The following is a 25,091-nucleotide window of genomic DNA, read 5'->3' as shown; positions in this document are numbered from 1 at the left end:
CCCCAATTGCGGGCATAACGTCCGAAGGTCTGGAAAAGTTCGCACACCGCGCCGAGGTTTTACGTAATGAAAGAGGCTGCCGCCCGCGCCGTCCACCTGAAGGACTACGCCCCCTATCCCTATCTGCTGGACGATGTGTCGCTGCAGGTCCGACTGGACCCCAAGGCCACCCGGGTCGTCAGCCAGATCCGGTTCAGCCCCAATCCCGACGGCCCCGCCGCCGGCACCCTGCGGCTGGACGGCGAAGGCCTGCGCCTGATCCGCGCCACCATCGACGGCGCCCCCGCCGACGTGACGGTGGATGATCACGGGCTGACCTGCCCCGCGCCCGCCACCGCCTTCGACTGGGAATGCGAGGTCGAGATCGCGCCCGCCGACAACACCGCGCTGGAAGGGCTTTACATGTCGAACGGCATGTACTGCACCCAGTGCGAGGCCGAGGGCTTTCGCAAGATCACCTATTATCCGGACCGGCCCGACGTGATGGCGCCCTTCTCGGTCCGGATCGAGGCCGACCCCGCCACCTGCCCCGTGCTTCTGTCGAACGGCAACCCGACCGTCGCGGGCGACGGCTGGGCCGAGTGGCAGGACCCCTGGCCCAAGCCCGCCTACCTCTTCGCGCTGGTCGCGGGCGACCTGGTGCGCCACGCCGACAGTTTCCGCACCCTGTCCGGACGCGAGGTCGACCTGGGCATCTGGGTGCGTCCCGGCGACGAGGGCAAATGCGCCTACGCGATGGATGCGCTCAAACGCTCGATGGCGTGGGACGAGGCCGAGTACGGACGGGAATACGACCTCAACACCTTCAACATCGTCGCGGTGGACGATTTCAACATGGGGGCGATGGAGAACAAGGGGCTCAACATCTTCAATTCGAAGTATGTGCTGGCCAGCCCCGAAACCGCGACCGACCGCGATTACGAGATGATCGAGGGGATCATCGCCCACGAGTATTTCCACAACTGGACCGGCAACCGCATCACCTGCCGCGACTGGTTCCAGCTGTGCCTGAAAGAGGGGCTGACCGTGTTCCGCGATCAGCAGTTCTCGGGCGATCAGCGCAGCCACGCGGTCAAGCGGATCGACGACGTGCTGACCCTCCGCGCCCGCCAGTTCCGCGAGGATAACGGCCCGCTCAGCCACCCGGTCCGACCGGAGAGCTATATCGAGATCAACAACTTCTACACCGCCACCGTCTACGAAAAGGGGGCCGAGGTCATCGGCATGCTGCGCCGCCTCGTGGGCGAGGAGGGCTATCGCGCCGCGCTCGACCTCTATTTCGACCGGCACGACGGGCAGGCCTGCACCATCGAGGACTGGCTGCGTGTGTTCGAGGATGCCACGGGCCGCGACCTGACCCAATTCAAGCGGTGGTACACCCAGTCGGGCACGCCCCGGCTGTCGGTGCGCGAAGACTACACCGACAACGTCTATCGGCTGCATTTCCGGCAAGAGACGCCGCCCACCCCCGGCCAGCCCGAGAAGGGCCCGCAGGTGATCCCCGTGGCGCTCGGCCTGCTGGCGCCGGACGGGTCCGAGACGATGCCGACCCGCGTGCTGGAGATCACCGAGACCGAGCAGAGCTTTACCTTCCCCGGCCAAGAGACACGGCCGATCCCGTCGCTTTTGCGCGGCTTCTCGGCGCCGGTGATCCTGACGCGGCAGAGCACGGCCGAGGAACGCGCCTTCCTGCTGGCGCATGACACCGACCCCTTCAACAAGTGGGAGGCGGGGCGTACCCTGGCCAAGGACGTGCTGTCACGCATGGTGACCGACGACGCGGCCCCCGGCCCCGACTACCTGTCGGCGCTGCGGCGGGTAACGCAGGACGACACGCTCGACCCCGCGTTCCGCGCGCTGGCTCTGGCGCTGCCGTCCGACGACGACATGGCGCAGACGCTGACCGATTCCGGCGTGACGCCGGATCCGCTGGCGATCTGGACCGCGCGCGAAAAGCTGAGCCTGCGGATCGCCGAGGAGCTTTCTGCGGTCCTGGGCGACCTTTACGACGCGCTCGAACGCCCCGGCCCCTACAGCCCCGATCCCAAGGCCGCCAACGCCCGCGCGCTGCGGCAGACGGCGCTTGGCCTTCTCAGCCGGATCGACGGCGGCACGCGGGCGCAGAAGCAGTTCGCCGCCGCCGACAACATGACCGACGAGCTGGGCGCGCTGGCCTGCCTGATCCGCGCGGATGGCGGGGACGAGGCCACGGCGACGTTCTACCGTCGCTGGGCCGATGACCGGCTGGTGCTGGACAAGTGGTTCGCGCTGCAGGTGGGCTATGCCGCGCCCGCCGATGCCGCGGACGTCGCGGCCCGGCTGACCCAGCATCCCGCCTTCGACTGGAAGAACCCCAACCGGTTCCGCTCGGTCATCGGTGGGCTGGGCGGCAACCACGCAGGCTTTCACGCGGCAGGCGGGGCGGGCTACGAGCTGGTCGCGGACTGGCTGATCCGGCTGGACCCGGTGAACCCGCAGACGGCCGCGCGGATGACGACGCTGTTCGAGACGTGGCACCGCTACGATGCAGACCGCCGCGACATGATGCGCGCCGCGCTGGAACGCATCCGCGCGACCCGGGGGCTGAGCCGCGACAGCGCCGAGATGGTGGGCCGGATCCTGGGAGACGCCTGATATCGTCATCGCGGCCCGGCCCCCCCGGGTCGCGAGCCCTGGGGGCGGCGGGCGCCGCGCCCATGGGCCGGTCCGCGACAGCCCGGCGGGGGCACGCCTTTCGCGATGCACCGTTGCCCATACCTAGCCTCGTCCATGACTGTCCCTGCGCGCCTCACCCGGCCTGCCTGACCGCGCGGGTGCGGTGCGGCAGTCGGGGCGGCAGGAACCCGGCGGCCCGGTGGATCGTTCTCTGCCCGAACCCTGCAAAGGAAAGGAGCAGACAATGCCCAGCATTAACGCTGCGAAGATCCTCATCATGGCAACCAACGGTTTCGAACAATCCGAGCTTGAGGTCCCCCGTGACAAGCTGCGCGCCGCTGGCGCGACCGTCCACGTGGCCAGCCCCTCGGGCGACGCCATCAAGGGATGGGACAAGACCGACTGGGGACAGAAGGCCGATGTCGACCTCAAGATCTCGAACGTGTCCGTCGCCGATTACGACGCGGTCGTCCTGCCCGGCGGGCAGATCAACCCCGACCAGTTGCGCACCGATACCGACGCGGTAGCGCACATCAAGGCCTTTGCCGACGCGGGCAAGATCGTCGCCGCGATCTGCCACGGCCCGTGGCTTCTGGTCGAGGCGGGCGTTGCCAAGGGACGCGAGATGACATCCTTCCCCTCGATCCGCACGGACTTGCGCAATGCGGGTGCGAATGTGGTCGACAAGGAAGTCGTCTGCGACAACGGCATCGTCACCAGCCGCAATCCCGACGATCTGGATGCTTTCGTGGCTAAGATCATCGAAGAGGTCGAGGAAGGCCGCCACGAGCGGACGGCCGCCTAACCCGAGATCCCTGTTTCCGGGGCCTTTGCGCCCCGGGACCAGTCCCGAATCGAGCGCCCGAGGGTTATTTCGAACTCGCGCATTCCCTTCGGAGCCCGTATTGGGCAGAATGTCACGATATTGATAAGGCGTTCTGGTGACTGAACATATGCGCGAGAGATTCGACCCGCTGATCGCTGAACGGGCTCCCTGGCTACAGTCGGGACGACCCGGAACCGCCATCGCGCACAAGATCCTCGACCGGATGTTGAGCTATGAAAAAACGCTCAGGCTGGCCGAATATTTCAAGGACAAGCCCACGCCCGAGATCATGGGCACGCTGGGCAACTACCTCGCCCAGGACCTCGAGGTTACGGGGCTTGAGAACATCCCCCGCCAGGGACCGGCCCTGATCGTCGCGAACCACCCCACGGGGATCGCCGACGGAATCATCCTGCATCACCTGATCGCACCGCTGCGGCCCGACCTCTTCATCTACGCGAATGCCGACATCCTGCGGATCCTGCCGCAGTTCGAATCGCTGATCGCGCCGGTCGAGTGGCGCCCCGACAAGCGCAGCCATGGCAAGACGCGCGAAACGATGGCCTATACGCGCAAGGCGATCGACGCCGGGCGGCTGGGCGTGATCTTCCCCTCGGGCCGGCTGGCGAAACGGCGTGGCCTGCGGCTATACGAACGGCCGTGGATGGCCTCGGCCGCGATGATCGCCCGCAAGTTCGACCTGCCCGTCATTCCGCTGAACATCCGGGCCCGGAACTCTGCCATCTTCTACCTCTTCGACCTGATCCACCCCACCCTGCGCGACATCACCCTGTTTCACGAGACGCTGAACAAGTACCGCCAGCCCTATCGCGTGACTGTGGGCGAGCCGATCTCGCCCCGCTCGCTGGTCGGCACCTCGGAAGGCGGGATCGAAGTGCTGCGACAGCAGACCCTGGCCCTCGGCGGTCGCTATGCGCCGACCGTCAGCCTCGTCGACAGCACCGGCTTGCCCAGCCTGTCGAAACGTCGGGTACAGATCAGGATGTAATCCTGCGGACGGCGCCGCCGCGCGGGCCGTCCGGGTACTCTGCGATCAGGCGAAGCGGGCCCATGGCCGTGCTGACGCCAATTTCGGTGCAGACTTGCTGGACAAAGATGGGAAGCGGCCCCCGGCGGCGATATCGACATGTCTGGAAACCACGCAGACGCGCCGAACCTGCGTTGCGCGATAGCCTGTACCCTTGCGCGGCAGTCAGAGGGGTGTGACCGGGAACCTCAGGGCGCCTTCCGATGCCCATGCCGGCTGGCGCGGGATGGCGATCGCCCGCTGCGCCGCCCGCGAAGGCTCAGCGCGCGCCGGGCCGTCTTGGAGGCAGCAGGTCCGCCGGGTCGAGCATCGCCAGCCGCAGCGCGGGACGCGATTCGGGGCGCGGTTCGGGCCGCAGCTCAGGCAGGATCGGCCCGGCGACAAGGCCCTCGGGCCGCTCCTTCCACTTCGGCCGCGGCGAGGCGAAGAGCGCGCAATAGGGCTGACCCCGCAACCACCTGGCCATCTCGGCCCGCTTCTCGTCCGATCGCATCGGGCCCCAGTCGGCGGAAACCCCGCTCCACCGCGGCGATTTCGCATGGATGACGCCGTCGCGGGTGACTGTTCGGGACATGATGCGGATCGCGCAGGAAAGGTTCGCCCCGCCGTCCTTCAGCGCCCCGCCCGTTCCCGCCTTGCAGCCGTGATGACGCGCCGTGGCAGGCAGGATCTGCAGGAGGCCGTACCAGCGTCCGCCGCCGCCGACGGCGGTGGGACGATAGGTGCTTTCATACTTGGCCAGAGCGGACAGGAACCCGTTCCAGAAGGCGCGCCGCGCCTCGGGCGGGGCGCTCGCGTAGCCCGGGCACCATGTCGCGATGTCGCGTGGCACGGTCTTGACCAAAGGGGCACCGTGGCGGCGCAGCGCGCTCAGCACCTCGGCGCTCCAGGCGGCGCCGTCATTGCGGAAATCCCACCGCGCGACCGGGTCGACATGGACGACCGTCGGGCGCGGCTTCGGCCGGATCGAGGGCACGTCCGCGGCCATCGCACCGCCGGAAAGGGCAGAGAGGCACAGCGCGGCGACCGAGACGGCCGAGGCGAGGCGGTTGGGTAACAACAAACGCATGGCCCCTCCTACCCAGCCGCGTCGCGGGTTGACAAGCCCCGGGACCGGTCCGGCGGCAGGGATCGGCGCCCGGGCGCCGACCCGCGTCGTCACTTGGCTTTGACCTTGACGGCGCAATAGGGCTGCGCGCGGGTCCAGGCCTGCATCTCGGATCGCTTCGAGGCCGAGTGGAACGGGCCCCAGTCGCGCATGCCCCGGCTGACGTTGCCGCGGCTCAGCACCTGGCGGCTGGCGATGCGCACCGCGCAGGAAAGGTTCGCCGCCCCGTCCTTGAGCGCGGCGCCGCTGGTCGCGCGGCAGCCATAGCTGCGCGCGGTCGAGGGCAGGATCTGCAGCAATCCGTACCACTGACCGCCACCGCCCACGGCGCCGGGGTTCCAAGTGCTTTCGTGCTCGGCCAGCGCGGAAAACAGCCCTGCCCAGAACGCCGCGCGATCCTCGGTCGAGGCGGTGGCATATCCCGGGCAGTAGGTTTCGATGTCGGCGGGCGTGAAGTTCGGCAGCGCCGCGCCGTTGCTTTGCAGCGCGTTGAGCGCGGCATCGGTCCACAGCGGCGCTTCGGGCCGGTGGTCCCAGCGCATCACGGGCCGCGTCGCGGAAGGTTCGGTCGGTTCCGGTTTCGTGGCACAACCGGCCAGCATTGCGCCCAGTGCGAGCACAAGGAAAATCCGTGTCATGTTTGGTCCCCTTAACGCCACGCTCCCCAAGGCGCGGCGGCCGGAAAATTGCCGGATTCGGGTTAATGGGCAATCACCCGCCCGGGAGATGAGCGAAAACTCGCGCCCCTTGCCCCTTTTCCGCCGATTGCCTAGAGGATGAGGCCGATCCGCAACGGAAGGCGCAGCCATGCTCGATCTTACCTACGAGGCCCCGAAACCGAAGGTCATTCAGGGCGCGAAAGAGGACTGGGAACTGGTCATCGGGCTGGAAGTCCACGCCCAGGTCTCCAGCAAGGCCAAGCTGTTTTCGGGCGCCTCGACCGAATTCGGGGCCGAACCGAACTCGAACGTCGCGTTCGTGGACGCGGGCATGCCGGGGATGCTGCCCGTGATCAACGAGGGCTGCGTCGCGCTGGCGGTGAAGACCGGGCTGGGGCTGAAGGCGGCGATCAACCTCTACTCGGCCTTCGACCGGAAGAACTATTTCTATCCCGACCAGCCCGCGGGCTACCAGATCAGCCAGCTCTACCACCCCATCGTGGGCGAGGGCGAGGTGCTGGTCGACATGGCGCCCGGCATCGCGCGGCGGGTGCGGATCGAACGCATCCACCTTGAACAGGACGCGGGCAAGTCGATCCACGACATGGATCCGGCGGCGTCCTTCGTCGATCTCAACCGCGCGGGCGTCGCGTTGATGGAGATCGTCAGCCGCCCCGACATCCGCGGCCCCGAAGAGGCGGCGGCCTACGTGGGCAAGCTGCGCCAGATCCTGCGCTATCTCGGCACCTGCGATGGCAACATGCAGAACGGCAACCTGCGCGCCGACGTCAATGTCAGCGTCTGCCGACCGGGGGATTACGAGCGCTTCGTCGAAACCGGCGACTTCTCGCACCTGGGCACGCGGTGCGAGATCAAGAACATGAACTCGATGCGCTTCATCCAGGCGGCGATCGACTACGAGGCACGGCGCCAGATCGCCATCCTCGAGGACGGCGGCAAGGTCGAACAGGAGACCCGGCTTTACGACCCCGACAAGGGCGAGACGCGCTCGATGCGGTCGAAGGAAGAGGCGCAGGATTACCGCTACTTCCCCGACCCCGACCTGCTGCCTCTTGAGATCGAGCAGGCCTGGGTCGACGACATCGCCGCCACCCTGCCCGAGCTTCCCGACGAAAAGCGCGCGCGCTTCGTGCTGGACTACGGGATGACCGAATACGACGCCAGCGTCCTGACGGCCGAGGTCGAGAACGCGGTGTTCTTCGAAGAGGTCGCCGCCGGACGCGACGGCAAGGTCGCGGCGAACTGGGTCATCAACGAACTCTTCGGCCGGCTGAAGAAGGACGATCTCAAGGTTTCGGAAAGCCCCGTCTCGGCCGCGCAGCTGGGCGGCATGCTCGACCTTCTGGGACGGGACGAGATTTCCGGCAAGATCGCCAAGGACCTGTTCGAGATCCTGTGGACCGAGGGCGGCGATCCGGCGCAGATCGTCGAAGCGCGCGGCATGAAGCAGGTGACCGACACCGGCGCGATCGAGGCCGCGGTCGACGAGATCATCGCCGCCAACCCCTCGCAGGTCGAAAAGGCCCAGCAGAATCCCAAGCTGGCCGGTTGGTTCGTGGGCCAGGTGATGAAGGCCACGGGCGGCAAGGCGAACCCCAAGGCCGTCAACGATCTGGTCAACGCCAAGCTCGGGCTCTGACCGCACCCGCCGCGCCCGCCGGGCGCGGTCCCCCAGGGGGTGTCACGTGGGTGGCGGAGCTTCGCGTGGCACCCCGGCTTCATCTGGAACTCGCAGGGCGGGGCTGATAGGGTCCCGTCTGTCATCGCAATCCGATACGGGAGGCGGCATGCCGCTTTACGAATACACAGTCGTGCCCGCCCCCAAGAAGGGCGCAAAGGCCCGCGGCGTCCGGGGTACCGAGGCGCGCTTTGCCCATGCCCTGACCGAACTTATCAACGAAAAGGCGGTCGAGGGCTGGGAATACCTGCGCGCCGAGGCTTTGCCGTCCGAGGAACGCTCGGGCATGATCGGCAAGACGCGGGTGGTGCAGAACCTGCTGGTCTTCCGCCGTCCGCGGCCGGGCGAAGGCGCGTGGCCCGCCGCCTCCGCGCAAGACATGGCCTTCGCGCACGACCCCGACCGGCATTTCGCCGAAGATCCCGCCCCGCATGACGCGGCGGGCGCCTCCGGGTCCGCGCCGGACCCCCGGGCGGTCTCGGGCGCGCCGCTGCGCGCCCCGGAGCCCGCGCGGGACGGCGGCGCGACACCGGGCCTGGGCGGCGCGTCCAAGGGCGCGCCGGGGTCGACCGTGCACCCCCTGCCCGGCCCCGGCATCCGCAACCGCTAGGGACGGCGGGCGGGCCTATCCCGCCACGTCCAGCGCCAGCGCGTGGATGCGGCCGACGACATCGGCCCCCAGCGCGCGGTGAATGGCGCGATGACGTTCGATCCGGCTCATCGGGTCGAACACCTCGGACCGGATACGGATGTTGAAGTGGCTTTCGCCACCCTCGCGGTATCCGGCATGCCCGCGGTGGCTTTCGCTGTCGTCGACGACGTCCAGCTCTCGCGGGTCGAAGGCCTCGGTCAGGCGCTCATGGATGGTGTCGGTCAGGGGCATTTTTACGGGCTCTCCTCTTCCCTTGTGAGATCAGAGGTCTAAACTCGCGGGTCCGAGTCGGAAAGGTGGGTAGGATGGACAAGAACGATCCCTTCGGATTCGACCTCCGGGTCAAGGCATCGAAGAAGAAGAACCCGCGCGGCAAACGCGGCATGTCGGGTGCGTTCGAGACCTCGCGCCGGGTTTGCGAACACCCCGGCTGCCAGGAGGCGGGGCAGTACCGCGCGCCCAAATCGCCCGATCACCTCGACGAGTTCTACTGGTTCTGCAAGGACCACGTCCGGGAATACAACCTCAAGTGGAACTTTTTCAACGGCCAGACCGAGGACGAGTTCGCCGACCAGATCGACAAGGACCGGGTCTGGGGCCGCGAGACCAAGCCCTTCGGGCGCAAGGCCGAAGAGCAGCGCGCCTGGGCGCGTCTGGGCGTCGACGACCCGCACGAGGTTCTGGGCGAGAACGCGACCCGCAACCCCGGCCGCAAGGGCGGTGCGGGGCGCAAGCTGCCGCCGACCGAACGGCGCGCGCTGGACATCCTCGACGCCAAGGACAGCTGGACGAAGTCTGAGATCCGCCGCGCCTACAAGTCGCTGATCAAGGTGCTGCACCCCGACATGAACGGCGGCGACCGCGGTCACGAGGAGCAGCTGCAAGAGGTCGTCTGGGCCTGGGACCAGATCAAGGACAGCCGCAACTTCACGGGGTGATCCGCGCCCGGAAAACCGTCCAGGGGACGGTTTTCAGCGGATTACGGGCGCCAACCCCGGGCCGTCAGGCATCCGCGCCCCAAGCACACTGGGCAGCGCCCAGCAGGATCACGGGCGCAGGCAGCGGAGCGCAAGGCACAGCATCCCTCGATTCATGACAGGGGGTGCGGCCCCGCCGCGTCTCAGACCGCCAGCAGCGCGGCGCCGACGCGGCGGCCTTCGGACAACAGGACATTGTACGTGCGACAGGCCGCCGGGGTGGCCATACTCTCGACCCCGATCTCGGCCGCCTCCAGCGCCTCGCGGAAGTCACGCGGCAGATAGGCAGGCTCGGCCCCTGTGCCGATGAAGAGAAAGTCGACCTTGCCCGCCGCGCCCAGCACCGGGTCCAGCGCCGCGTAGCCCGCCCAGGGGCGCAGGCCGTCGGGCAGAAGCAGGACGCCGCCCTGCATGACCTCGCCGCCCACGCGGAAGAACCCGGGGCCGTAGCCGTCGACCGGACGTGCATCGGTGTAGGTGATTTCGTTGAGGCGCATCAGCCTGCCTCCTTTCAGTCGAGAAACGGCAGGCCGGACACGGCCGATCCCGCCACGATAGCGTAGGCCACCCCGCGGTAGAGGCGCTCGCGCTCGGGCCGGAACATAGCCGCCCCTGCCAGATTGGCCAGCATGTAGGGCAGGATCAGCAGGACCCCGATCCAGAGCGCCTGCGCCGCGATCAGCCCCCCACCCCAGAACAGCGCCACCATGGCGATGTCGCTGAGCGCGAGGTAGATCAGCAGGTTCGCCCGGGTCACCGAAACCGGCAGCGCGCGGGCCACGTAGAACAGGATCACCGGCGGGCCGGCCAGCCCGGCGGCACCGCCCAGGAAACCGCCCGCGGCGCCCACCCCCATCACCGCGGGGCCCGGCATCGGACCACGATAGACGGCGCCCGAGGCGAGACAGACGAGCAGCAGGATCGACAGAAGCGAGACACCCAGCCGGAACGTCTCGTCCGCCACCGCGCCCAGCAGCCAGACGCCGAGGGGAAGCGCCAGAACGAAGCCCGCGGCCAGCCGCCCGACATCGGGCCAGCGGGCCTGTCGCAGCGCGGCAACGACGTTGGGCATCGGCCCGACGAGGTCCATCACCAGCATGGTAGAGATCGCGGCGAAAGGGGGCAGGTGCTGGCCCGCGATGGGCAGGTAGACCAGCGCGGTGCCGAAACCGGCAAATCCGCGCACGATCCCGCCCAGCACCGCGGCGAGGATCAGCCAACCCAGCCCCGGCGCCTGTGCGGCCCCCGAAAGGGCCTCGACCAGCGCGCCGGGGCTCATGCCCGGGTCAGGCGTCGATGTTGGCGAACTGGTTGCCCTTGTCGCCGGGGCCGCTGCTGTCCTTGGACCAGTCGCGCTTGACCCCCAGCCACAGGACGATGTTCTTGGCGACGTAGACCGACGAATAGGTCCCCACGACCACGCCCCAGGTGATCGCGAAGACGAAGCCGCGAATGACGTCGCCGCCAAGCACCAGAAGCGCGATCAGCGCGATCAGCGTGGTGCCCGAGGTCATGATCGTCCGGCTGAGCGTTTCGTTCACGCTGAGGTTCATCACGTCCTGCAACGCGCGCTGCTTGTACTTGATCAGGTTCTCGCGCAGTCGGTCGAAGATCACCACCGTGTCGTTGATCGAGTAGCCGATGATCGTCAGCAGCGCGGCGATGGTCGCCAGGTCGAAGCGGATCTGAAGCAGCGAGAATATCCCGATCGTCAGCACGACGTCATGGAATAGCGCCGCCACCGCCCCGACCGAGAACTGCCATTCGAACCGCAGCCAGATGTAGATCAGGATCGCCGCGAGCGAGGCGCCGACCGCCAGGAACGCGGTCTGGATCAGCTCTCCCGACACCTTGGGCCCCACGGATTCGACCGAGGGGAACGTGATCGAAGGGTCGACCTCCTGCAGCGCGGCCTCGACCTCGGCGATGGTCTCGGCGGTGATGCTCTCTTCCTCGCCCTGGGCCTGGATCCGCAGCATCGCCACGTTCCGGTCCTCTCCGAAGGAGGGGTCGAACACCTCCGAGATCGCGACGTCCCCCAGCTCGAGCGGGGCTATGGCATCGCGATAGGCGCCGACGTCCACCGCCTCGGTCGACTGGGTGCGGATCGTCGTGCCGCCACGGAAGTCGATGCCGAAGTTCAACCCGACCGTCAGCCAGATGATCAGCGACAGCACCATCGCCACGACCGACACGCCGAAGGTGGCGTAGCGGTACTTGAAGAAGTCGTAGTTGGTCTCGTCGGGGACGAATTTCAGACGCATCTCAGACCTCTATCGTCTTGGGGCGGCGGCGTTCAAACCACGTCACCACGATCAGGCGGGTGACGTAGATCGCCGTGAAGACCGACGTCACGATCCCCAGCCCCAGCGTCACCGCGAAGCCACGCACGGGACCCGAGCCCAGAAGGAACAGGATCACCGCGATGATGAAGGTGGTGATGTTGGCGTCGATGATCGCGCTCAGCGCCCGGTCATAGCCCAGCTCGATCGCGCGGGCCGGGCCGCGGGCGGTCTTGAGCTCTTCGCGGATGCGCTCGAAGATCAGCACGTTGGCGTCGACTGCCATGCCGATGGTCAGCACGATGCCCGCGATGCCGGGCAGCGTCAGCGTCGCCCCGATCATCGACAGCAGGCCGAAGAGCAGCCCGACATTCAGGATCAGCGCCACGTTGGCGAAGAAGCCGAACAGCCCGTAGGACGCCCACATCAGGGCGAGAACCGCGACGAAGGCCACGATGCAGGCGATGCGCCCGGCCTCGATGCTGTCCTGCCCCAGTTCGGGACCGATGGTGCGTTCTTCGAGAAAGCTCAGCTCGGCCGGAAGGGCGCCGGCGCGCAGCAGGATCGCCAGCTCGGTCGATTCGTCGATCGAGAAGTCGCCGGTGATGATGCCCGAGCCGCCGGGGATATGGTCGTTGATCCGCGGGGCCGAGATTACCTCGTCGTCCAGCACGATCGCGAAGGGCGAGCCGATGTTCTGCGCGGTGTAGTCGCCGAAGGCGCGCGCGCCCTGCGGGTTGAACCGGAAGGTCACGGCCGGGCGACCGTTCTGGTCGAAGCTGGGCTGGCTGTCGGTCAGCTGCTCGCCGGTGACGACGGGCGTATCCTCGATGACGTAGTAGACGCCCTCTTCGTCCATCGACGACAGCAGGGAGTTGCGCGGTCCCGGCGCGGCGTCGGGATTGGTGGTGCGGCTGACGACGGGGTTGAAGGTCAGCTGGGCGGTGGTGCCGATCAGGTCCTTCAACTCGGCGGCCGAGCCGATGCCGGGGACCTGGATCAGGATCCGGTCGGCGCCCTGCCTCTGGATCGTCGGCTCGCGGGTGCCGACCTCGTCGACCCGACGGCGGATGATCTCGAGGCTCTGGCGGATGGTGCGGTCGTCGGTGGCCTGTTTCTCGGCCTCCGACAGCTGAACGGTCAGCGTGTCCCCCTGCCCCGCGACCTCGATGTCGCGCGCGCCGGCGTTCGACAGCGACGCGACCGGGCTTGCCAGTCCGCGCACGATCTCCAGCGCGCGGCCCATCGCTTCGGGGCGCGAGATCTGGATGGACAGCGTGCCGGGCGCCGCGTCCTGCCGGCGGATGGTGCCGACCTCGTCGCGGGCGTCGCGCAGCGCGTCTCGGATCTCGGGCCAGTAGCCGTCCATCCGGTCCTCGTAGACGTCGGCGACCTGCACCTCGGCCAGCAGATGCGCACCGCCCCGCAGGTCGAGCCCGAGGTTGACGAGACTCGAGGGCATCCAGTCGGGCCAGCCCGAGGCAGCCGCGGCGCGCTCGGGCGTTTCGCCCTGCGTTTCGATCGCGGCGACCGCGTCGTTATGGCTTTCGACGCGGCCGTAAAAGGCATTGGGCAGCGCATAGGCGAGCCCGAAGAGCACGAGGCCCCAGATCACCACGCGCTTCCAGAGGGGGATGTGCAGCATCGTCTGGCCTTAGCCCTTGGCCGGTTCGGTCTTGTTGAGAACCTGCGCGATGGTCGAGCGGACGACGCGGACGCGGACGTTCTCCGAAAGCTCCAGCTCGACCTCGCCGTCTTCCTTGACCTTCGAGACCTTGCCGATCAGGCCGCCGGCGGTCACGACCTGATCGCCGCGGCGCAGGGCCTCGACCATCTTGGCGTGCTCCTTCACCTTGCGCTGCTGCGGGCGGATCAAGAGGAAATACATGATCGCGAAGATCAGGATCAGCGGCACGAAGCTTGCGAGTGCGCCGCCGGCCCCTCCGGCCGCTTGTGCGTAGGCAGGTGTGACGAACATGTCTGGTCCTTCTGAATAGGGGTTCGGGGCGGCGCATGGCCCCCCTCGGCAATTGGCGCGCACCCTATCCGTGGCCCGGAACCTTGGCAAGCGAGCCCCGCTGCGGCGGATTGACGGTTCGGTGAGGGGCCTGGGCGCCGGGGGTTCCCGCATTGGTTGCGCGACGGTATAGCGGCGGTAACTGGCGGCGGGCGGAACAGAGTGCGGGGAGTGTGGGCAAGCGCGCACCCTGCAGAGAGGAACGGGATTGGGTTACATGAGGATTTCTTGGCCGGAAGTGCCGGACGCACCGGGTATCCTTGCAACCCTGTTTCTGATCAACGTTCTTTTTGTCATGATCTATTTGGCCACAAAAGGTGTCGGCGCTTCGCCGCGACGGCTTGAGGAACGCTATCTCGCGGCACTCGGATGGTTCGCGGCTTTGCTGTCCCCGGTGTGGGTAAGCCTTCTGGTGCTGGCGATCTGGCAGCTGATCCTCCTGGCTGAGCATCCTCCCCAACTCGATCAGGGCGAGGCGCTGCGCTGGCACGTCCTGGCCATCGTCGGCAGCACGACGATGCTGGTGGGCCTCGTCAGCGCGCCGCTCGCCCTGATCCGGGTGGTGACGACAGAGCGGCAGACCAAGGCCACCGAGGAAGGCCTGATCACCGACCGCATCAACAAGGCGGTCGCGAACTTAGGTGCGAACAAAGAGGTCAACCGGCTGGGCAGAACCGTGCGCTTCAAGTTGCAGGGCGACAGCGCGACCGAATTCGAATGGATGGATACTCCGGTTGACCTCCCGACAATCGACCCCGGCACGTTGGAAGAGGAATCTTGGACGCAGATTGCGCAGACGGTCCCCAACCTCGTGGTCCGCGTCGGTGCGATCTATGCGCTGGAGCGCATCTCGCAGGACAGCGAACGCGATCACATACAGGTCATGGAGATCCTTTGCGCGTACATCCGCCAGAACGCTCCCGCATCGAAGGCACAAGATAGCCCGCATGCGGTGTTCAAGCGCCTCACAAAAAACACTGAATACGGCGAGGGCCTGCATCCCGAAGATGCATTCCGGCATCAGACCTATCGGGGCGCGAACCGTGGTTTCGGTTGGAACCCCACTGAACTCGACACCGCCAACCTCCATATTTGGGCCGATTCACTTTCTCCGGCGCCAATCGATATCCAAACCGCGATCAGCGTGATCGGTAGGCGCGCACCAGATCGGCTCAAGTTCGAAGCGCGGAATGGGTACAGGATCGACCTGCAAGGGACCAACCTTCAAGGCGCTGATATGCAGCAGGCCAATCTGAAGGACGCCAGGATGCAGGGTAGCAGACTGGAAGGGACAAACCTATTGGAGGCTCGTCTTGACGGGGCGGATCTAGAGCGTGTCCGATTAGATGTCTCGATGCTCCCCAAAGCTCATTTCACGCTATCGAACCTCGAGCAGGCCAGCCTGAGAGGCGCGGTCCTCACATCGGCGGTTCTCAACGAGGCTGATCTTACCGGGTCAACTTGGAAAGACGCCTATGCCCACGATGTTCACATGGAAGGGATAGAATTCAGCCCTTCAACGATCGCGCGGACACTTCCGAAGGTTGGCGAGTTTTCACCTGCGACGTTACGCGGCGCCGGCTTGAGGGAAATCGACTTGAGCGCCTATCTCTTGGGAAGCAATATCCTGGGGAGTACATTCGGCGACCGATCCGTGACCCTACATCCTGACGACGTGCGTCCAGATCACTGGGAGAACGATGCCGAGTTGAACGAAGGGGAATTCCGCACTCGCTGGCGCGCCTTCCAGCGCTCCATCGAGTACTGACCCCCGCGGTAACCCTTTTCCGGTTCACCCCGGGCCCCTTTTGCGGCATGAACCGCTCACGTAGCCACAGCCCTGCGGGAGAGACCCCATGCACGACATCCGCGCGATCCGCGACAATCCCGATGCCTTCGACGCCGCCATGGCCAAGCGCGGGCTGTCGGGCGTGTCGTCGCAGGCTCTGGCGCTGGACGAGGAGCGCCGCAGCGCGATCCATGCCGCCGAGACCGCGAAGGCCGAGCAGAACGCCGCCTCGAAGGAGATCGGCGCCGCCAAGGCCCGCGGCGACGAGGCCGAGTTCGAGCGCCTGCGCGCGCTGGTGGCCGAGAAGAAGGCCGAGATGGCCGGGCTGGAAGACACCGCGCGCACGGCAGACGCCAAGCTGACCGAGCTGCTGATGGGCCTGCCCAACCTGCCCGCCGATGATGTGCCCGAGGGCGCGGACGAAGACGACAATGTCGAGCTGCGCCGCTGGGGCACCCCGCCCGACCTGGGCTTCGCCCCGAAGGAACACTACGAGATCCCCGGCGCCCGCGCAGGCCTCGACTTCGAGACGGCGGCCAAGCTGTCGGGCAGCCGCTTTGCCGTTCTGACGGGCGCCATGGCGCGGCTGCACCGGGCGCTGGCACAGTTCATGCTCGACACCCATGTCGACCAGAATGGCCTGTCCGAAACCATCACGCCCGTGCTGGTGCGCGACGAGGCGATGACCGGCACCGGCCAGCTGCCGAAGTTCGCCGAGGACAGCTATCGCACGACCAACGGCTGGTGGCTGATCCCGACCGCCGAGGTGACGCTGACCAACCTCGTCGCGGGCGAGATCCTCGACCCCGCCACCCTGCCCCGCCGCAACGTGGCGCATACCCAGTGTTTCCGGTCCGAGGCCGGGTCGGCCGGCAAGGACACCGCGGGCATGCTGCGCCAGCACCAGTTCGAGAAGGTCGAGATGGTGTCGATCACCGCCGCCGATGCCTCGGACGACGAACACGCGCGGATGACGCGCTGTGCCGAGGATATCCTCGAACGGCTGGGCCTGCCCTACCGCACGGTGATCCTGTGCACCGGCGACATGGGCTTTGGCGCGCGGCGCACGCATGACATCGAGGTCTGGCTGCCCGGGCAGAACACGTATCGCGAGATCTCCTCGGTCTCGACCTGCGGCGATTTCCAGGCGCGGCGGATGAATGCGCGGACGCGGGACGCCGATGGCAAACCCACATTCGTGCACAGCCTGAACGGTTCGGGGCTCGCCGTCGGACGCTGCCTGATCGCGGTGCTGGAAAACGGCCAGCAGGAGGACGGCTCGATCGCCCTGCCCGAGGTGCTGGCCCCCTACCTCGGCGGCAAGCTGACCGTGACGGCCGAGGGCGTGCTGGCCTGATCGCGCCCCGGCAGACCGGGACGACGCTTTGCCGGTCGCCTTCCCCCCAGCGGAGGAGCGCGACCGTTCCCGCGGCTGCCCTATTCTCCGGGAAGCGACAGGTCGATGCGCCCGGCCTCTTCCGCGGGCGCGGCGGTTTCGCCCGGAAGACTGATCTGCGTACAGGGAAGGCGAAGGTCCTCGGGGATGTCCCGGTTCAGGTCTTCGCACCTCTGCCTGTCCGGTGTTCCCAGAAGCAGATCCTTGAACTCGCTCGCGGAATATCCGCAGGCCGGAACATCTTCGACCGGCGTTCCGTCCAGCAAAGCCGCCAACTGCCGGGTTTCCGACAACGTGGCGCAGGCATCGCGCACCTCGAGGAAGGTCACGCCCAACACGGCCGCACCGCCGACCCAGGGCAAGGCCTCGACCGACATTGATGATACGTTGGCCGTGATCGATCGAGAGGTGCGTCCTGCAATCCGCGCGTTGAGGTCCCGTGCCCGGCACCGAAACTTTGCACTGCCCGCGGCGCTCTCCTCCGTCAGCCGCGCGGCCCGCGCGTTCGCCCGGCCTATATCGCCCTCCAGGTTGTCGACCCGGGCGATAAGCTGGCGCCGCTGACGGTCGAGATCGCGGGCCTCTCCTTCAAGCCGACCGACACGTGCTTCGAGCTTGCCGTTGGCGGCTTCGAGTTGCACGGCGCGCTCCTTGGAACGGGCAGCCTGCGTGCGCATCTCCGTCAGTTTCGGGGGCGCGGGGGCATCGCTGATGCTTCGCGTGGCAGCCCAAAGCCTACGCCGCCCCAGATCATAGACGGCATCCACCGTCAGAACCGCGATATTGCTGGCGATCAAGACCACGACGAAGGTGACGAGGATCGTCGTCCGCGCAAACAGCCGCCCCAGGAAACGCACAGGTCATTCCTCCGCACAGGTTTCGTGGAACAGCCGGACAAGGCGATCATCCTCCCTCAGGGCAGCATTTTCGCCTAGCATGGATACCGGAGCGTCGCCCTCGTGCGCTTGACAGGGTGCCTCGGCCGCGGCGACGAGACCCCGGATTGCGTCGGCATCCGTGGCCCGCCACGCCGCTTGATGAAGCGGTGTTTCGCCGGAGTCGTTCGTGGCATCGGGATCGGCGCCCGTTTCGATCAGGAAAGACAGTATATTCGGCGACCGGTCATAGGCTGCCGCGATATGAAGCACGGTATTGCCGTCCTCATCCCTGTCCGAGACGTCCGCGCCGCCATTGGCGAGGGCCATGAGGACCCAAGGATCCTCTGCCGTCCTCGCAGCGTACATCACCGGCGTCCACCCGGCATGAGAATGGCGCGCCTGAACCGATGCGCCGGCGGTCAGCAGCACATCGACAAGCCGGATCGCATCAGGCCGTTGCACGGCCAGATGAAGGGGCGTGATCCCGCGATTGGACCTCATCGGATTCCAATATTCGACCGGTGAGTAAACGGCGTCGACCTCGGCGCCCCAGTGCAACAGCCATCACAGGACATTGGGGTCGCTGGAGTGCTCCGCAGCCACGTGCAGGGCTGTCCTGCCCTCGAGGTCGATGCGGGAGAGCATGCTGGGCCAGTCCTCCCCCGTCTGCCGGCGAAGCGCATCCAGCACGGGCAAGGGCATGTCGGCGCCGACAGCGGCGTGCAGGACGGTCGCCATATCTGTGGATCGCCGCGCAACCTACGAAAACAGGGGAAAGGCGCACAAGGCGCGGCGTGGTTACAACGCGTCGCTGTGTCTTCCGCACCCGGTCCCTGCACCGCGGTGGTGATGCCCGACGGCGTCCTGCCAGCCTTCCCGGCGCGGGCCGTGCTGCCATCGGACTTCTGTTGGCGGGGTAAGGGCGGAACCGACCGCCCTGCCTGCTATTCCGCCGCGCGCGGCGGCGTGAGTCAGGCAGCCCGGCGAGACCGGGCCGCCGCGCAGAGCTGTCAGCTGTCCGCCGGCCCCTTGCCCAGGTGCTTGCGCAGCCGCGAGGGGGTCGATTTCTTGCGGTTCTTGTAGGGGTTCTGGTCCGATTGCGACCGGAACCACAGGCGGATCGGCGTACCCGGCATCGCGAAATCCTCACGCAAGCCGTTGACCAAGTAGCGCGAATAGCTCTCGGGCAGCTTGTCGGGATGCGAGCACATCACGACAAACCCCGGCGGCCGCGTCTTGGCCTGGGTGATATAGCGCAGACGGATCCGGCGGCCGCCCGGCGCCGGGGGCGGATGCGCCTCGATCATCGCGCTCAGCCACTGGTTCAGCTTCGCCGTCGAAATCCGGCGGTTCCAGACGGCATGCGCATCCTCGACCGCCTTTCGCAGACGGTCGAGCCCTCGGCCCGTGCGCGCCGACACGGTGACCAGCGGCGCGCCGCGCAGCTGCGGCAGGAGGCGTTCGAAGCTTTCGCGCAGCTCGCGGATACGGCCGTTCTTGTCGGCCTCGAGATCCCACTTGTTGACGGCGACCACCACGGCGCGGCCTTCGCGCTCGGCCAGATCGGCGATGCGCAGATCCTGCGTCTCGAAGGGAATCTCGGCATCGAGAAGAACCACCACGACCTCGGCGAACTTGACCGCGCGCAGACCGTCCGACACAGACAGCTTTTCCAGCTTTTCCTGCACCTTGGCCCGCTTGCGCATTCCGGCCGTGTCGAAGATCCGCACCGGCAGCCCGTCCCAGTCTAGCGGGAGCGAGATCGCATCGCGGGTGATCCCGGCCTCGGGGCCCGTCAACAGACGCTCTTCGCCCAGAAGGCGGTTGATCAGCGTGGACTTGCCGGCGTTGGGCCGTCCCACCACGGCGACCTGCAGGGGACGCTCGGGCGTGGGATGCCAGTCGGGGGCCTCGTTCTCGGGCTCTTCGGGGACCGAGACGTCGGTCTCGGGCGCGGTCTCGGCTGCGCGCGCATCGGCGGCATCGGCCAGCGGCTGCAGCTCGGCCAGAAGCTCGCTCAGCCCCTCGCCATGCTCGGCCGACATGCGGATGGGCTCGCCCAGACCCAGCCCGTAGGCCTCGATCACGCCGGCATCGGCGGCGCGGCCCTCGGCCTTGTTGGCGGCAAGGATCACGCGCGCGGACTTGCGGCGCAGGATCTCGGCAAAGACCTCATCCGTGGGCGTGATGCCGGTGCGGGCATCCACGACGAAAAGGCAGACATCCGCCATCTCGACCGCGCGCTCGGTCAGCTTGCGCATGCGGCCCTGCAGCGACTCGTCGGTCGCCTCTTCCAGGCCCGCGGTGTCGATGACCGTGAAGCGCAGGTCGCCAAGGCGCGCGTCGCCCTCGCGCAGGTCGCGGGTGACGCCGGGCTGGTCGTCGACCAGCGCCAGGCGCTTGCCCACCAGGCGGTTGAACAGGGTCGACTTGCCGACATTGGGGCGGCCGACGATGGCGAGGGTGAGGCTCATGGCGCAGGGCTCCCGAATCTCCGAAGGCCCCGCAGGCTGGCCAGACGGCCCGCCCCGGGGGTGAAGCTCCGCTCCTTACACGCCGTCGCGCCTAACGGAAAGCGAGAAGCGTGCCGTCGGCGGACACGACGTAGAGCGTGCCATTGGCGACCGCGGCGTTGGTGGTTGCCCCGCCCGGCAGATCGGCCTGCGCGACCAGCGCGCCCGAGGCCGGATCGAAGCCGCGCAGCGCCCCGTCCGAGGACGCGACCCACAGGCGACCGCCAGCCAGGATCGGGCCGTAATGGGCGTAGACCGCGTCGCGGCGCCGCGGCAGGAACCGCCGCTCGGGCGGTTCGATGGGCAAGTCGGCGCCCCAGATCCGCTGGCCGGTGGCGGCGTCCAGCCGCACCAGCTGCGCCTTGTCGGTGACGGCAAAGACCGAGCCTCCTGCGACGGCGACCGGGCTCATCGCGCCTTCGCGGGCCGACCACAGCATGTCGCCGCTGTCGAGGTCGAAGGCGGCGGTCCGGCCCGAGGGGCTGCCCGCGTAGACGGTCGTGCCCGAGATCACGGGATCGCCGCTGATGTCGCTGATGCGGGCATAGACCTCGCCCAGGCGGCGGCCGGCGACGTTGCCGGTCCAGCGTTCCAGCCCGCTTTCGGGCAGCACGCCCACCATTTCGGCCGAGGAGAACGGCACCACAGCCATGCCGGGCGCGACCGCCGGCCCCGCGCCGCCGACGACGCCGGCCTGGCTGGGGGTGCCGGCAAGGGTCCAGTCGACCCGCCCGTCGGCCGGGTCGAGCGCCCAGACCCGCGCATCGCGCGCAACGACGTAGACCTTGCCGCCCGCGACCGTGGGGCTGCCCGCGGCGGCGGCCTCGATCTCCTGCACCCACAGGCGCCGGCCGGTCGCGGCCACGAGCGCCACGACCTGTCCGAAGGCGGTGGCGGCATAGAGCGTGCCATCGGCCACCGCCAGCCCCGCGCCCGAGGCATCGCCCGAATTGTCGCCCGGGCGCGTCAGGTCGGCCGACCAGACGGCGCGTCCCGAGGTGTCGTGCGCCATGACGCGGGCGCGGCTGTCCACGGTGTAGATGCGCGCGCCGTCGGTCACGGGATCGGCGGTGATGCGGTGGCGGCGGCCATCGCCTTCGCCGATCCGGGCCGACCAGATCAACTGCGGCGCGGACGAAAGCGCCGGGTGACCCATGTCATGGGTGGGTCCACCCGCCTTCTGCGTCCAGGTCGCGTTGCGCGTCGCGGGCGGCAGCGAAATCGGCTGCGCGGCGTCGGGGGTGGTGTCGACCACGGCTGACTGCGAGGGCATGTCGCGCAGGTCCTGACGTTCGCCGGGAAGCATGAATTCCTGCTCGCAGCCCGCCAGCGCAAGGACGCCGCAAAGCGCGGCCAACCCGCGAGACGCCGTCTTCCCGCGCATCGCGGTCATCCCGCGCGTTGCGCCCGCCGACGGTCGCGCCGTTCCGCCCGTTGCTGCGCCCGCCGTTTCGCCCGCAGTTCCGCCCCGCGTCGCGCATCCCGTCATGCCAGCCGTCACCCTGCGCTCTCCTGCCTGTCCGTCATTGTCGGGGCAGCCCATGGTCCGCTGATCCACCCCATCGCGTCCCGTCCTGCCGCGGGACCAGCTGTTGCCGCGCGCGGGGGGCGCCCCGAAGGCGCCGCGGCCGGGCGTCGCGTCGCATCCTGTCGCCATGCCAGCGGTTCCCTGCCTGCGCACGCGCCTGCCCACCTCGCGCTCGCCCACGTCAGGCCGCGTCCAGCGTGCCGCCCAGAGCGACGATCAGCTGTTGCAGGCGCTGTTGCAGCGCGCTGGTCATGCCGTCCTGCCGCAGCAGATCCTGCGCACGGTCAAGCGCGGCGTCGCGGTCGCCCGCCTCGATCTCGGCCAGCGCGATCTGTTCGCCTGCGAGCAGGCGGAACGGCGCCCCCGCCTCGGCCAGCGGGTCGAGCATACGGATCCGCTCATCCGGGGCCATGTCGGGCGAGATCATCACCCGCTTGAGCGTCGCGAGCTGGCGATAGACCGCCGGGATCGCGCCGTTGGCGGCCACGTCGTCCAGCGCCTGTTGCGCGGCCGCACGGGTGTCGGCGTCGGCGGCATCGTCGGCGCGCAGCAGCGCCACGACCGCGGCGGGCGTGCCCTCGGTCTGAAGGTCCGCCAAGGCCTCGCGCCGCGCCTCGGGGGTGCCGGCCTCGTTCGCGGCAAGGATGGCATCGCCCAGATCCTGCGCCGCTGCCTGCCGCTGCGCCTCGCGCCATTCGTAGATCGCCGCGGCGACCACCAGCACGATGACCAGCGCGATGGCGATCCAGCCGTAGCGGCGGATCAGGCCGAACAGCCGGTCGCGCCGCACCTCGTCGGAGACTTCTTCGAAAAAGCTGTCGCTGTTGCTCATCCCCGGCTCCCGCGCCCTCATTCAGGGGTCGTCTTAACCCGGAATTTCCTCGATTGCCAAGGGATCGCGCAGAGAGCCCCCGCCCCCGGCATCCCACCGCCGCCGGCGACATGGTGCAAAGGCGGCTTCTGCGCCAGATCCAGGGGGGATGCGCGCCACCTTGGAGCGACGCCGCCCGCCCCCCTCGGCTAGGCCCGGCGCATCGGCAGGTCCGCCCGGCGCGGGGCGGATCGCCGACCTTCCCGGGAAACTGCCCCCTCCCGAAGGGCAGTGCGGGGCTGAAGCCGCCTGCCGTGGCGGCAAGGCCCGCCGCCGGAGCGTTCCGCCCCCATGGACGCGCGCGGTGTCAGGCGGCGTCCTCCCCGCCCTCCTGGTTGGCCCAGAGGCTGGCATATCGCCCGCCCAGCGCCAGAAGCTCGGCATGCGTGCCGCTTTCCGCGACGCGCCCGTCCTCCAGCACCACGATGCGGTCGGCCTCGGCGACGGTCGACAGCCGATGCGCGATGGTCAGCACCGTGCGCCCCGCGCTCATCGCGCGCAGCGCGCCCTGGATCTCGCGCTCGGTCTCGGTGTCGAGCGCGCTGGTCGCTTCGTCCAGCAGCAGGATCGGCGGGTCCTTCAGCAGCGTGCGCGCAATGCCCACGCGCTGTTTCTCGCCGCCCGACAGCTTCAGCCCCCGCTCGCCCACGACCGTGTCGTAGCCCTGCGGCAGGGACGCCACGAAACCATGCAGGCGGGCGGCGCGGGCGGCGGCCTCGACCTCGGCCCGCGTCGCCTCGGGGCGGCCGTAGGCGATGTTGTAATAGAGCGTGTCGTTGAAGAGCACGGTATCCTGCGGAACCACGCCGATGGCCGCGTGCAGGCTCTTCTGCGTCACGTCCCGCACGTCCTGCCCGTCGATCAGCAGCTGCCCGCCGGTGACGTCGTAGAACCGGAACAGAAGCCGCCCGATGGTCGACTTGCCCGCGCCCGACGGGCCGACGATGGCGACGCTGCCGCCCGGCGGCACCGTCAGCGACAGATCGCGCAGGATTTCGCGCCCGGGCTCGTAGCCGAAGGCCACGCCGTCGAACCGGATCTCGCCGCCCGCGACGCGCAGCTCCCGGGCACCGGGCCGGTCGCGGACCTCGGGCGCGCGATCGAGCAGGCCGAACATCTCGGCCATGTCGATCAGGGCCTGACGCATGTCCCGGTAGACCGAGCCCAGAAAGTTCAGCGGCATGGTGATCTGGATCATGTAGGAGTTCACCAGGACGAAATCGCCGGTCGACAGGTCACCCCGGGCCACGCCCTGCGCGGCCATCACCATTACGGTGACCAGTCCCACGCCCAGGATCAGCGCCTGCCCTGCGTTCAGCATCGCCAAGGTGTAGGCGGTGCGCAGCGACGCCGCGACATAGCCCTCCATCGCGGCGTCGTAGCGCGCGGCCTCGCGCCGCTCGGCGCCGAAGTACTTCACGGTCTCGAAGTTCAGCAGGCTGTCGATGGATTTCTGGTTGGCGTCGGTGTCCTGCGCGTTCATCTCGCGGCGGATCTTCACCCGCCACTCGGTCACGCGGAAGGTGAAGAGGATGTAGACCGCCATCGTCACCGCGACGATGCCCAGGTAGGCCAGATCGAAGGTCATCGCGAGGATCACCGCGATCATCCCCAGCTCCAGCACCAGCGGTCCGATCGAGAATAGCAGGAAACGCAGGAGGTAGTCGACCCCCTTCACCCCCCGCTCGATCACCCGCGACAGCCCGCCGGTGCGGCGGGTGATGTGATAGCGCATCGACATCGCGTGGATGTGCGAAAAGGTCTCAAGCGCGATGCGTTGCAGCGCGCGCTGCCCCACGGCGGCGAAGACCACGTTGCGCAGCTGCTGGAACACGGTGCCCATCAGGCGCGCGCCCCCGTAGGCGACGGTCAGGCCCACGGCGCCCAGTCCCAGCGTCCAGCCCGCGTTCTGCGCGGCCTCGCCCGACAGCGCATCGACCGCGGCCTTGTAGAGGAACGGGGTGAACACGGCGACGAGCTTGGCCAGCACCAGGGCCGCCAGCGCACCCACCACCCGCCGCTTCACCCATCCCTGCCCCTTGGGCCAGAGATAGGGCGCGACGCGGGCGATCACCTGCCGCGCGCTGGCCTCCCGCGCGGGCTGATCCGCGGGATCACGGGGGGCGTCGGGCGCGGTGTCGGCCGCGGGGCGGGGCTTTGCCATCAATGGTCTTTCATGCGGCCTGGACGGCG

At 68.2% G+C, this 25,091-nt stretch carries 23 protein-coding genes; 8 read left to right on the top strand and 15 right to left on the bottom strand.

The window, feature by feature from the left end; genetic code table 11:
- The first annotated feature begins 66 nt into the window (after positions 1 to 66).
- The 3 genes from pepN (at position 67) to EKE94_RS07790 (ending at position 4,490) form a co-directional block, all read left to right on the top strand.
- Positions 67 to 2,634, top strand: a complete 2,568-nt coding sequence (gene pepN, locus EKE94_RS07800; protein ID WP_127906024.1) for an aminopeptidase N — start codon at positions 67 to 69, stop codon at positions 2,632 to 2,634.
- Between the two features lie 265 nt (positions 2,635 to 2,899).
- Positions 2,900 to 3,460 (top strand): type 1 glutamine amidotransferase domain-containing protein, encoded by a 561-nt coding sequence (locus EKE94_RS07795; protein ID WP_127906023.1) that lies wholly within the window; start codon positions 2,900 to 2,902, stop codon positions 3,458 to 3,460.
- Between the two features lie 148 nt (positions 3,461 to 3,608).
- The gene (locus EKE94_RS07790) at positions 3,609 to 4,490 is read left to right on the top strand and encodes a lysophospholipid acyltransferase family protein (RefSeq protein ID WP_127906022.1); all 882 of its coding nucleotides are present in this window, start codon (positions 3,609 to 3,611) and stop codon (positions 4,488 to 4,490) included.
- Between the two features lie 298 nt (positions 4,491 to 4,788).
- Here EKE94_RS07790 and EKE94_RS07785 read toward each other — a convergent pair whose 3' ends face one another.
- Positions 4,789 to 5,598 carry a transglycosylase SLT domain-containing protein gene (locus EKE94_RS07785; protein WP_407940877.1) on the bottom strand — a complete coding sequence of 270 codons (810 nt, stop codon included), beginning with the start codon at positions 5,596 to 5,598 and terminating at the stop codon, positions 4,789 to 4,791.
- 89 nt (positions 5,599 to 5,687) lie between these two features.
- Positions 5,688 to 6,275, bottom strand: a complete 588-nt coding sequence (locus EKE94_RS07780; RefSeq protein WP_127906021.1) for a transglycosylase SLT domain-containing protein — start codon at positions 6,273 to 6,275, stop codon at positions 5,688 to 5,690.
- A gap of 169 nt (positions 6,276 to 6,444) precedes the next feature.
- On the opposite strand from EKE94_RS07780, the gene gatB reads away from it, so the two are divergent.
- Positions 6,445 to 7,956 (top strand): Asp-tRNA(Asn)/Glu-tRNA(Gln) amidotransferase subunit GatB, encoded by a 1,512-nt coding sequence (gene gatB, locus EKE94_RS07775; RefSeq protein WP_127906020.1) that lies wholly within the window; start codon positions 6,445 to 6,447, stop codon positions 7,954 to 7,956.
- Between the two features lie 148 nt (positions 7,957 to 8,104).
- Positions 8,105 to 8,605 (top strand): DUF4177 domain-containing protein, encoded by a 501-nt coding sequence (locus tag EKE94_RS07770; RefSeq protein ID WP_127906019.1) that lies wholly within the window; start codon positions 8,105 to 8,107, stop codon positions 8,603 to 8,605.
- 15 nt (positions 8,606 to 8,620) lie between these two features.
- Here EKE94_RS07770 and EKE94_RS07765 read toward each other — a convergent pair whose 3' ends face one another.
- Positions 8,621 to 8,878 carry a BolA family protein gene (locus EKE94_RS07765; RefSeq protein WP_127906018.1) on the bottom strand — a complete coding sequence of 86 codons (258 nt, stop codon included), beginning with the start codon at positions 8,876 to 8,878 and terminating at the stop codon, positions 8,621 to 8,623.
- Between the two features lie 74 nt (positions 8,879 to 8,952).
- Between EKE94_RS07765 and EKE94_RS07760 the strand changes: the two genes are divergently transcribed.
- Positions 8,953 to 9,585, top strand: a complete 633-nt coding sequence (locus EKE94_RS07760; RefSeq protein ID WP_127906017.1) for a DnaJ domain-containing protein — start codon at positions 8,953 to 8,955, stop codon at positions 9,583 to 9,585.
- A 182-nt stretch (positions 9,586 to 9,767) separates the two neighbouring features.
- On the opposite strand, the gene EKE94_RS07755 is transcribed toward EKE94_RS07760, so the two are convergent.
- Genes EKE94_RS07755 through yajC form a run of 5 tightly spaced genes read right to left on the bottom strand, consistent with a single transcriptional unit; the run spans position 9,768 to position 13,884 of the window.
- Complete coding sequence (locus EKE94_RS07755; protein WP_127906016.1) at positions 9,768 to 10,121, bottom strand: Mth938-like domain-containing protein; 354 nt, start codon at positions 10,119 to 10,121, stop codon at positions 9,768 to 9,770.
- Positions 10,122 to 10,135: 14 nt separating this feature from the next.
- Positions 10,136 to 10,903 (bottom strand): TSUP family transporter, encoded by a 768-nt coding sequence (locus tag EKE94_RS07750; RefSeq protein WP_127906015.1) that lies wholly within the window; start codon positions 10,901 to 10,903, stop codon positions 10,136 to 10,138.
- 7 nt (positions 10,904 to 10,910) lie between these two features.
- Complete coding sequence (gene secF, locus EKE94_RS07745) at positions 10,911 to 11,888, bottom strand: protein translocase subunit SecF (protein WP_127906014.1); 978 nt, start codon at positions 11,886 to 11,888, stop codon at positions 10,911 to 10,913.
- Position 11,889: 1 nt separating this feature from the next.
- Positions 11,890 to 13,551: a protein translocase subunit SecD gene (gene secD, locus EKE94_RS07740; protein ID WP_127906013.1), complete on the bottom strand. Its 1,662-nt coding sequence runs from the start codon at positions 13,549 to 13,551 to the stop codon at positions 11,890 to 11,892.
- Positions 13,552 to 13,560: 9 nt separating this feature from the next.
- The gene (gene yajC, locus EKE94_RS07735; protein ID WP_127906012.1) at positions 13,561 to 13,884 is read right to left on the bottom strand and encodes a preprotein translocase subunit YajC; all 324 of its coding nucleotides are present in this window, start codon (positions 13,882 to 13,884) and stop codon (positions 13,561 to 13,563) included.
- A gap of 256 nt (positions 13,885 to 14,140) precedes the next feature.
- Between yajC and EKE94_RS07730 the strand changes: the two genes are divergently transcribed.
- Together EKE94_RS07730 and serS are read left to right on the top strand one after the other, a co-directional pair.
- Positions 14,141 to 15,691, top strand: a complete 1,551-nt coding sequence (locus EKE94_RS07730) for a pentapeptide repeat-containing protein (RefSeq protein WP_127906011.1) — start codon at positions 14,141 to 14,143, stop codon at positions 15,689 to 15,691.
- Between the two features lie 88 nt (positions 15,692 to 15,779).
- Positions 15,780 to 17,069, top strand: coding sequence for a serine--tRNA ligase (serS, locus tag EKE94_RS07725; protein ID WP_127906010.1), 1,290 nt, complete (start codon positions 15,780 to 15,782; stop codon positions 17,067 to 17,069).
- 80 nt (positions 17,070 to 17,149) lie between these two features.
- On the opposite strand, the gene EKE94_RS07720 is transcribed toward serS, so the two are convergent.
- From EKE94_RS07720 to EKE94_RS07695, 7 genes are all read right to left on the bottom strand, one after another.
- Positions 17,150 to 17,965 (bottom strand): hypothetical protein, encoded by an 816-nt coding sequence (locus EKE94_RS07720; RefSeq protein WP_127906009.1) that lies wholly within the window; start codon positions 17,963 to 17,965, stop codon positions 17,150 to 17,152.
- Positions 17,966 to 17,968: 3 nt separating this feature from the next.
- Complete coding sequence (locus EKE94_RS07715; protein ID WP_127906008.1) at positions 17,969 to 18,544, bottom strand: ankyrin repeat domain-containing protein; 576 nt, start codon at positions 18,542 to 18,544, stop codon at positions 17,969 to 17,971.
- A gap of 6 nt (positions 18,545 to 18,550) precedes the next feature.
- Positions 18,551 to 18,724: a hypothetical protein gene (locus EKE94_RS18640; protein ID WP_164870857.1), complete on the bottom strand. Its 174-nt coding sequence runs from the start codon at positions 18,722 to 18,724 to the stop codon at positions 18,551 to 18,553.
- 272 nt (positions 18,725 to 18,996) lie between these two features.
- Positions 18,997 to 20,460 (bottom strand): ribosome biogenesis GTPase Der, encoded by a 1,464-nt coding sequence (gene der, locus EKE94_RS07710; RefSeq protein ID WP_127906007.1) that lies wholly within the window; start codon positions 20,458 to 20,460, stop codon positions 18,997 to 18,999.
- A 91-nt stretch (positions 20,461 to 20,551) separates the two neighbouring features.
- Positions 20,552 to 21,883 carry an outer membrane protein assembly factor BamB family protein gene (locus tag EKE94_RS07705; RefSeq protein WP_235855932.1) on the bottom strand — a complete coding sequence of 444 codons (1,332 nt, stop codon included), beginning with the start codon at positions 21,881 to 21,883 and terminating at the stop codon, positions 20,552 to 20,554.
- Positions 21,884 to 22,208: 325 nt separating this feature from the next.
- On the bottom strand, positions 22,209 to 22,859 hold the full coding sequence (locus EKE94_RS07700) for a hypothetical protein (RefSeq protein WP_127906005.1): 651 nt from the start codon (positions 22,857 to 22,859) through the stop codon (positions 22,209 to 22,211).
- A gap of 346 nt (positions 22,860 to 23,205) precedes the next feature.
- A complete protein-coding gene (locus EKE94_RS07695) occupies positions 23,206 to 25,062 on the bottom strand; it encodes an ABCB family ABC transporter ATP-binding protein/permease (protein WP_127906004.1) in 1,857 nt (618 codons plus the stop codon).
- Positions 25,063 to 25,091 lie beyond the last annotated feature (29 nt).

Source organism: Mesobaculum littorinae, from assembly GCF_004011175.1.
Taxonomy (GTDB): domain Bacteria; phylum Pseudomonadota; class Alphaproteobacteria; order Rhodobacterales; family Rhodobacteraceae; genus Tranquillimonas; species Tranquillimonas littorinae.
The sequence above is the reverse complement of the archived record's forward strand: the minus strand, read 5'-3'. Positions and strand labels throughout refer to the sequence as shown.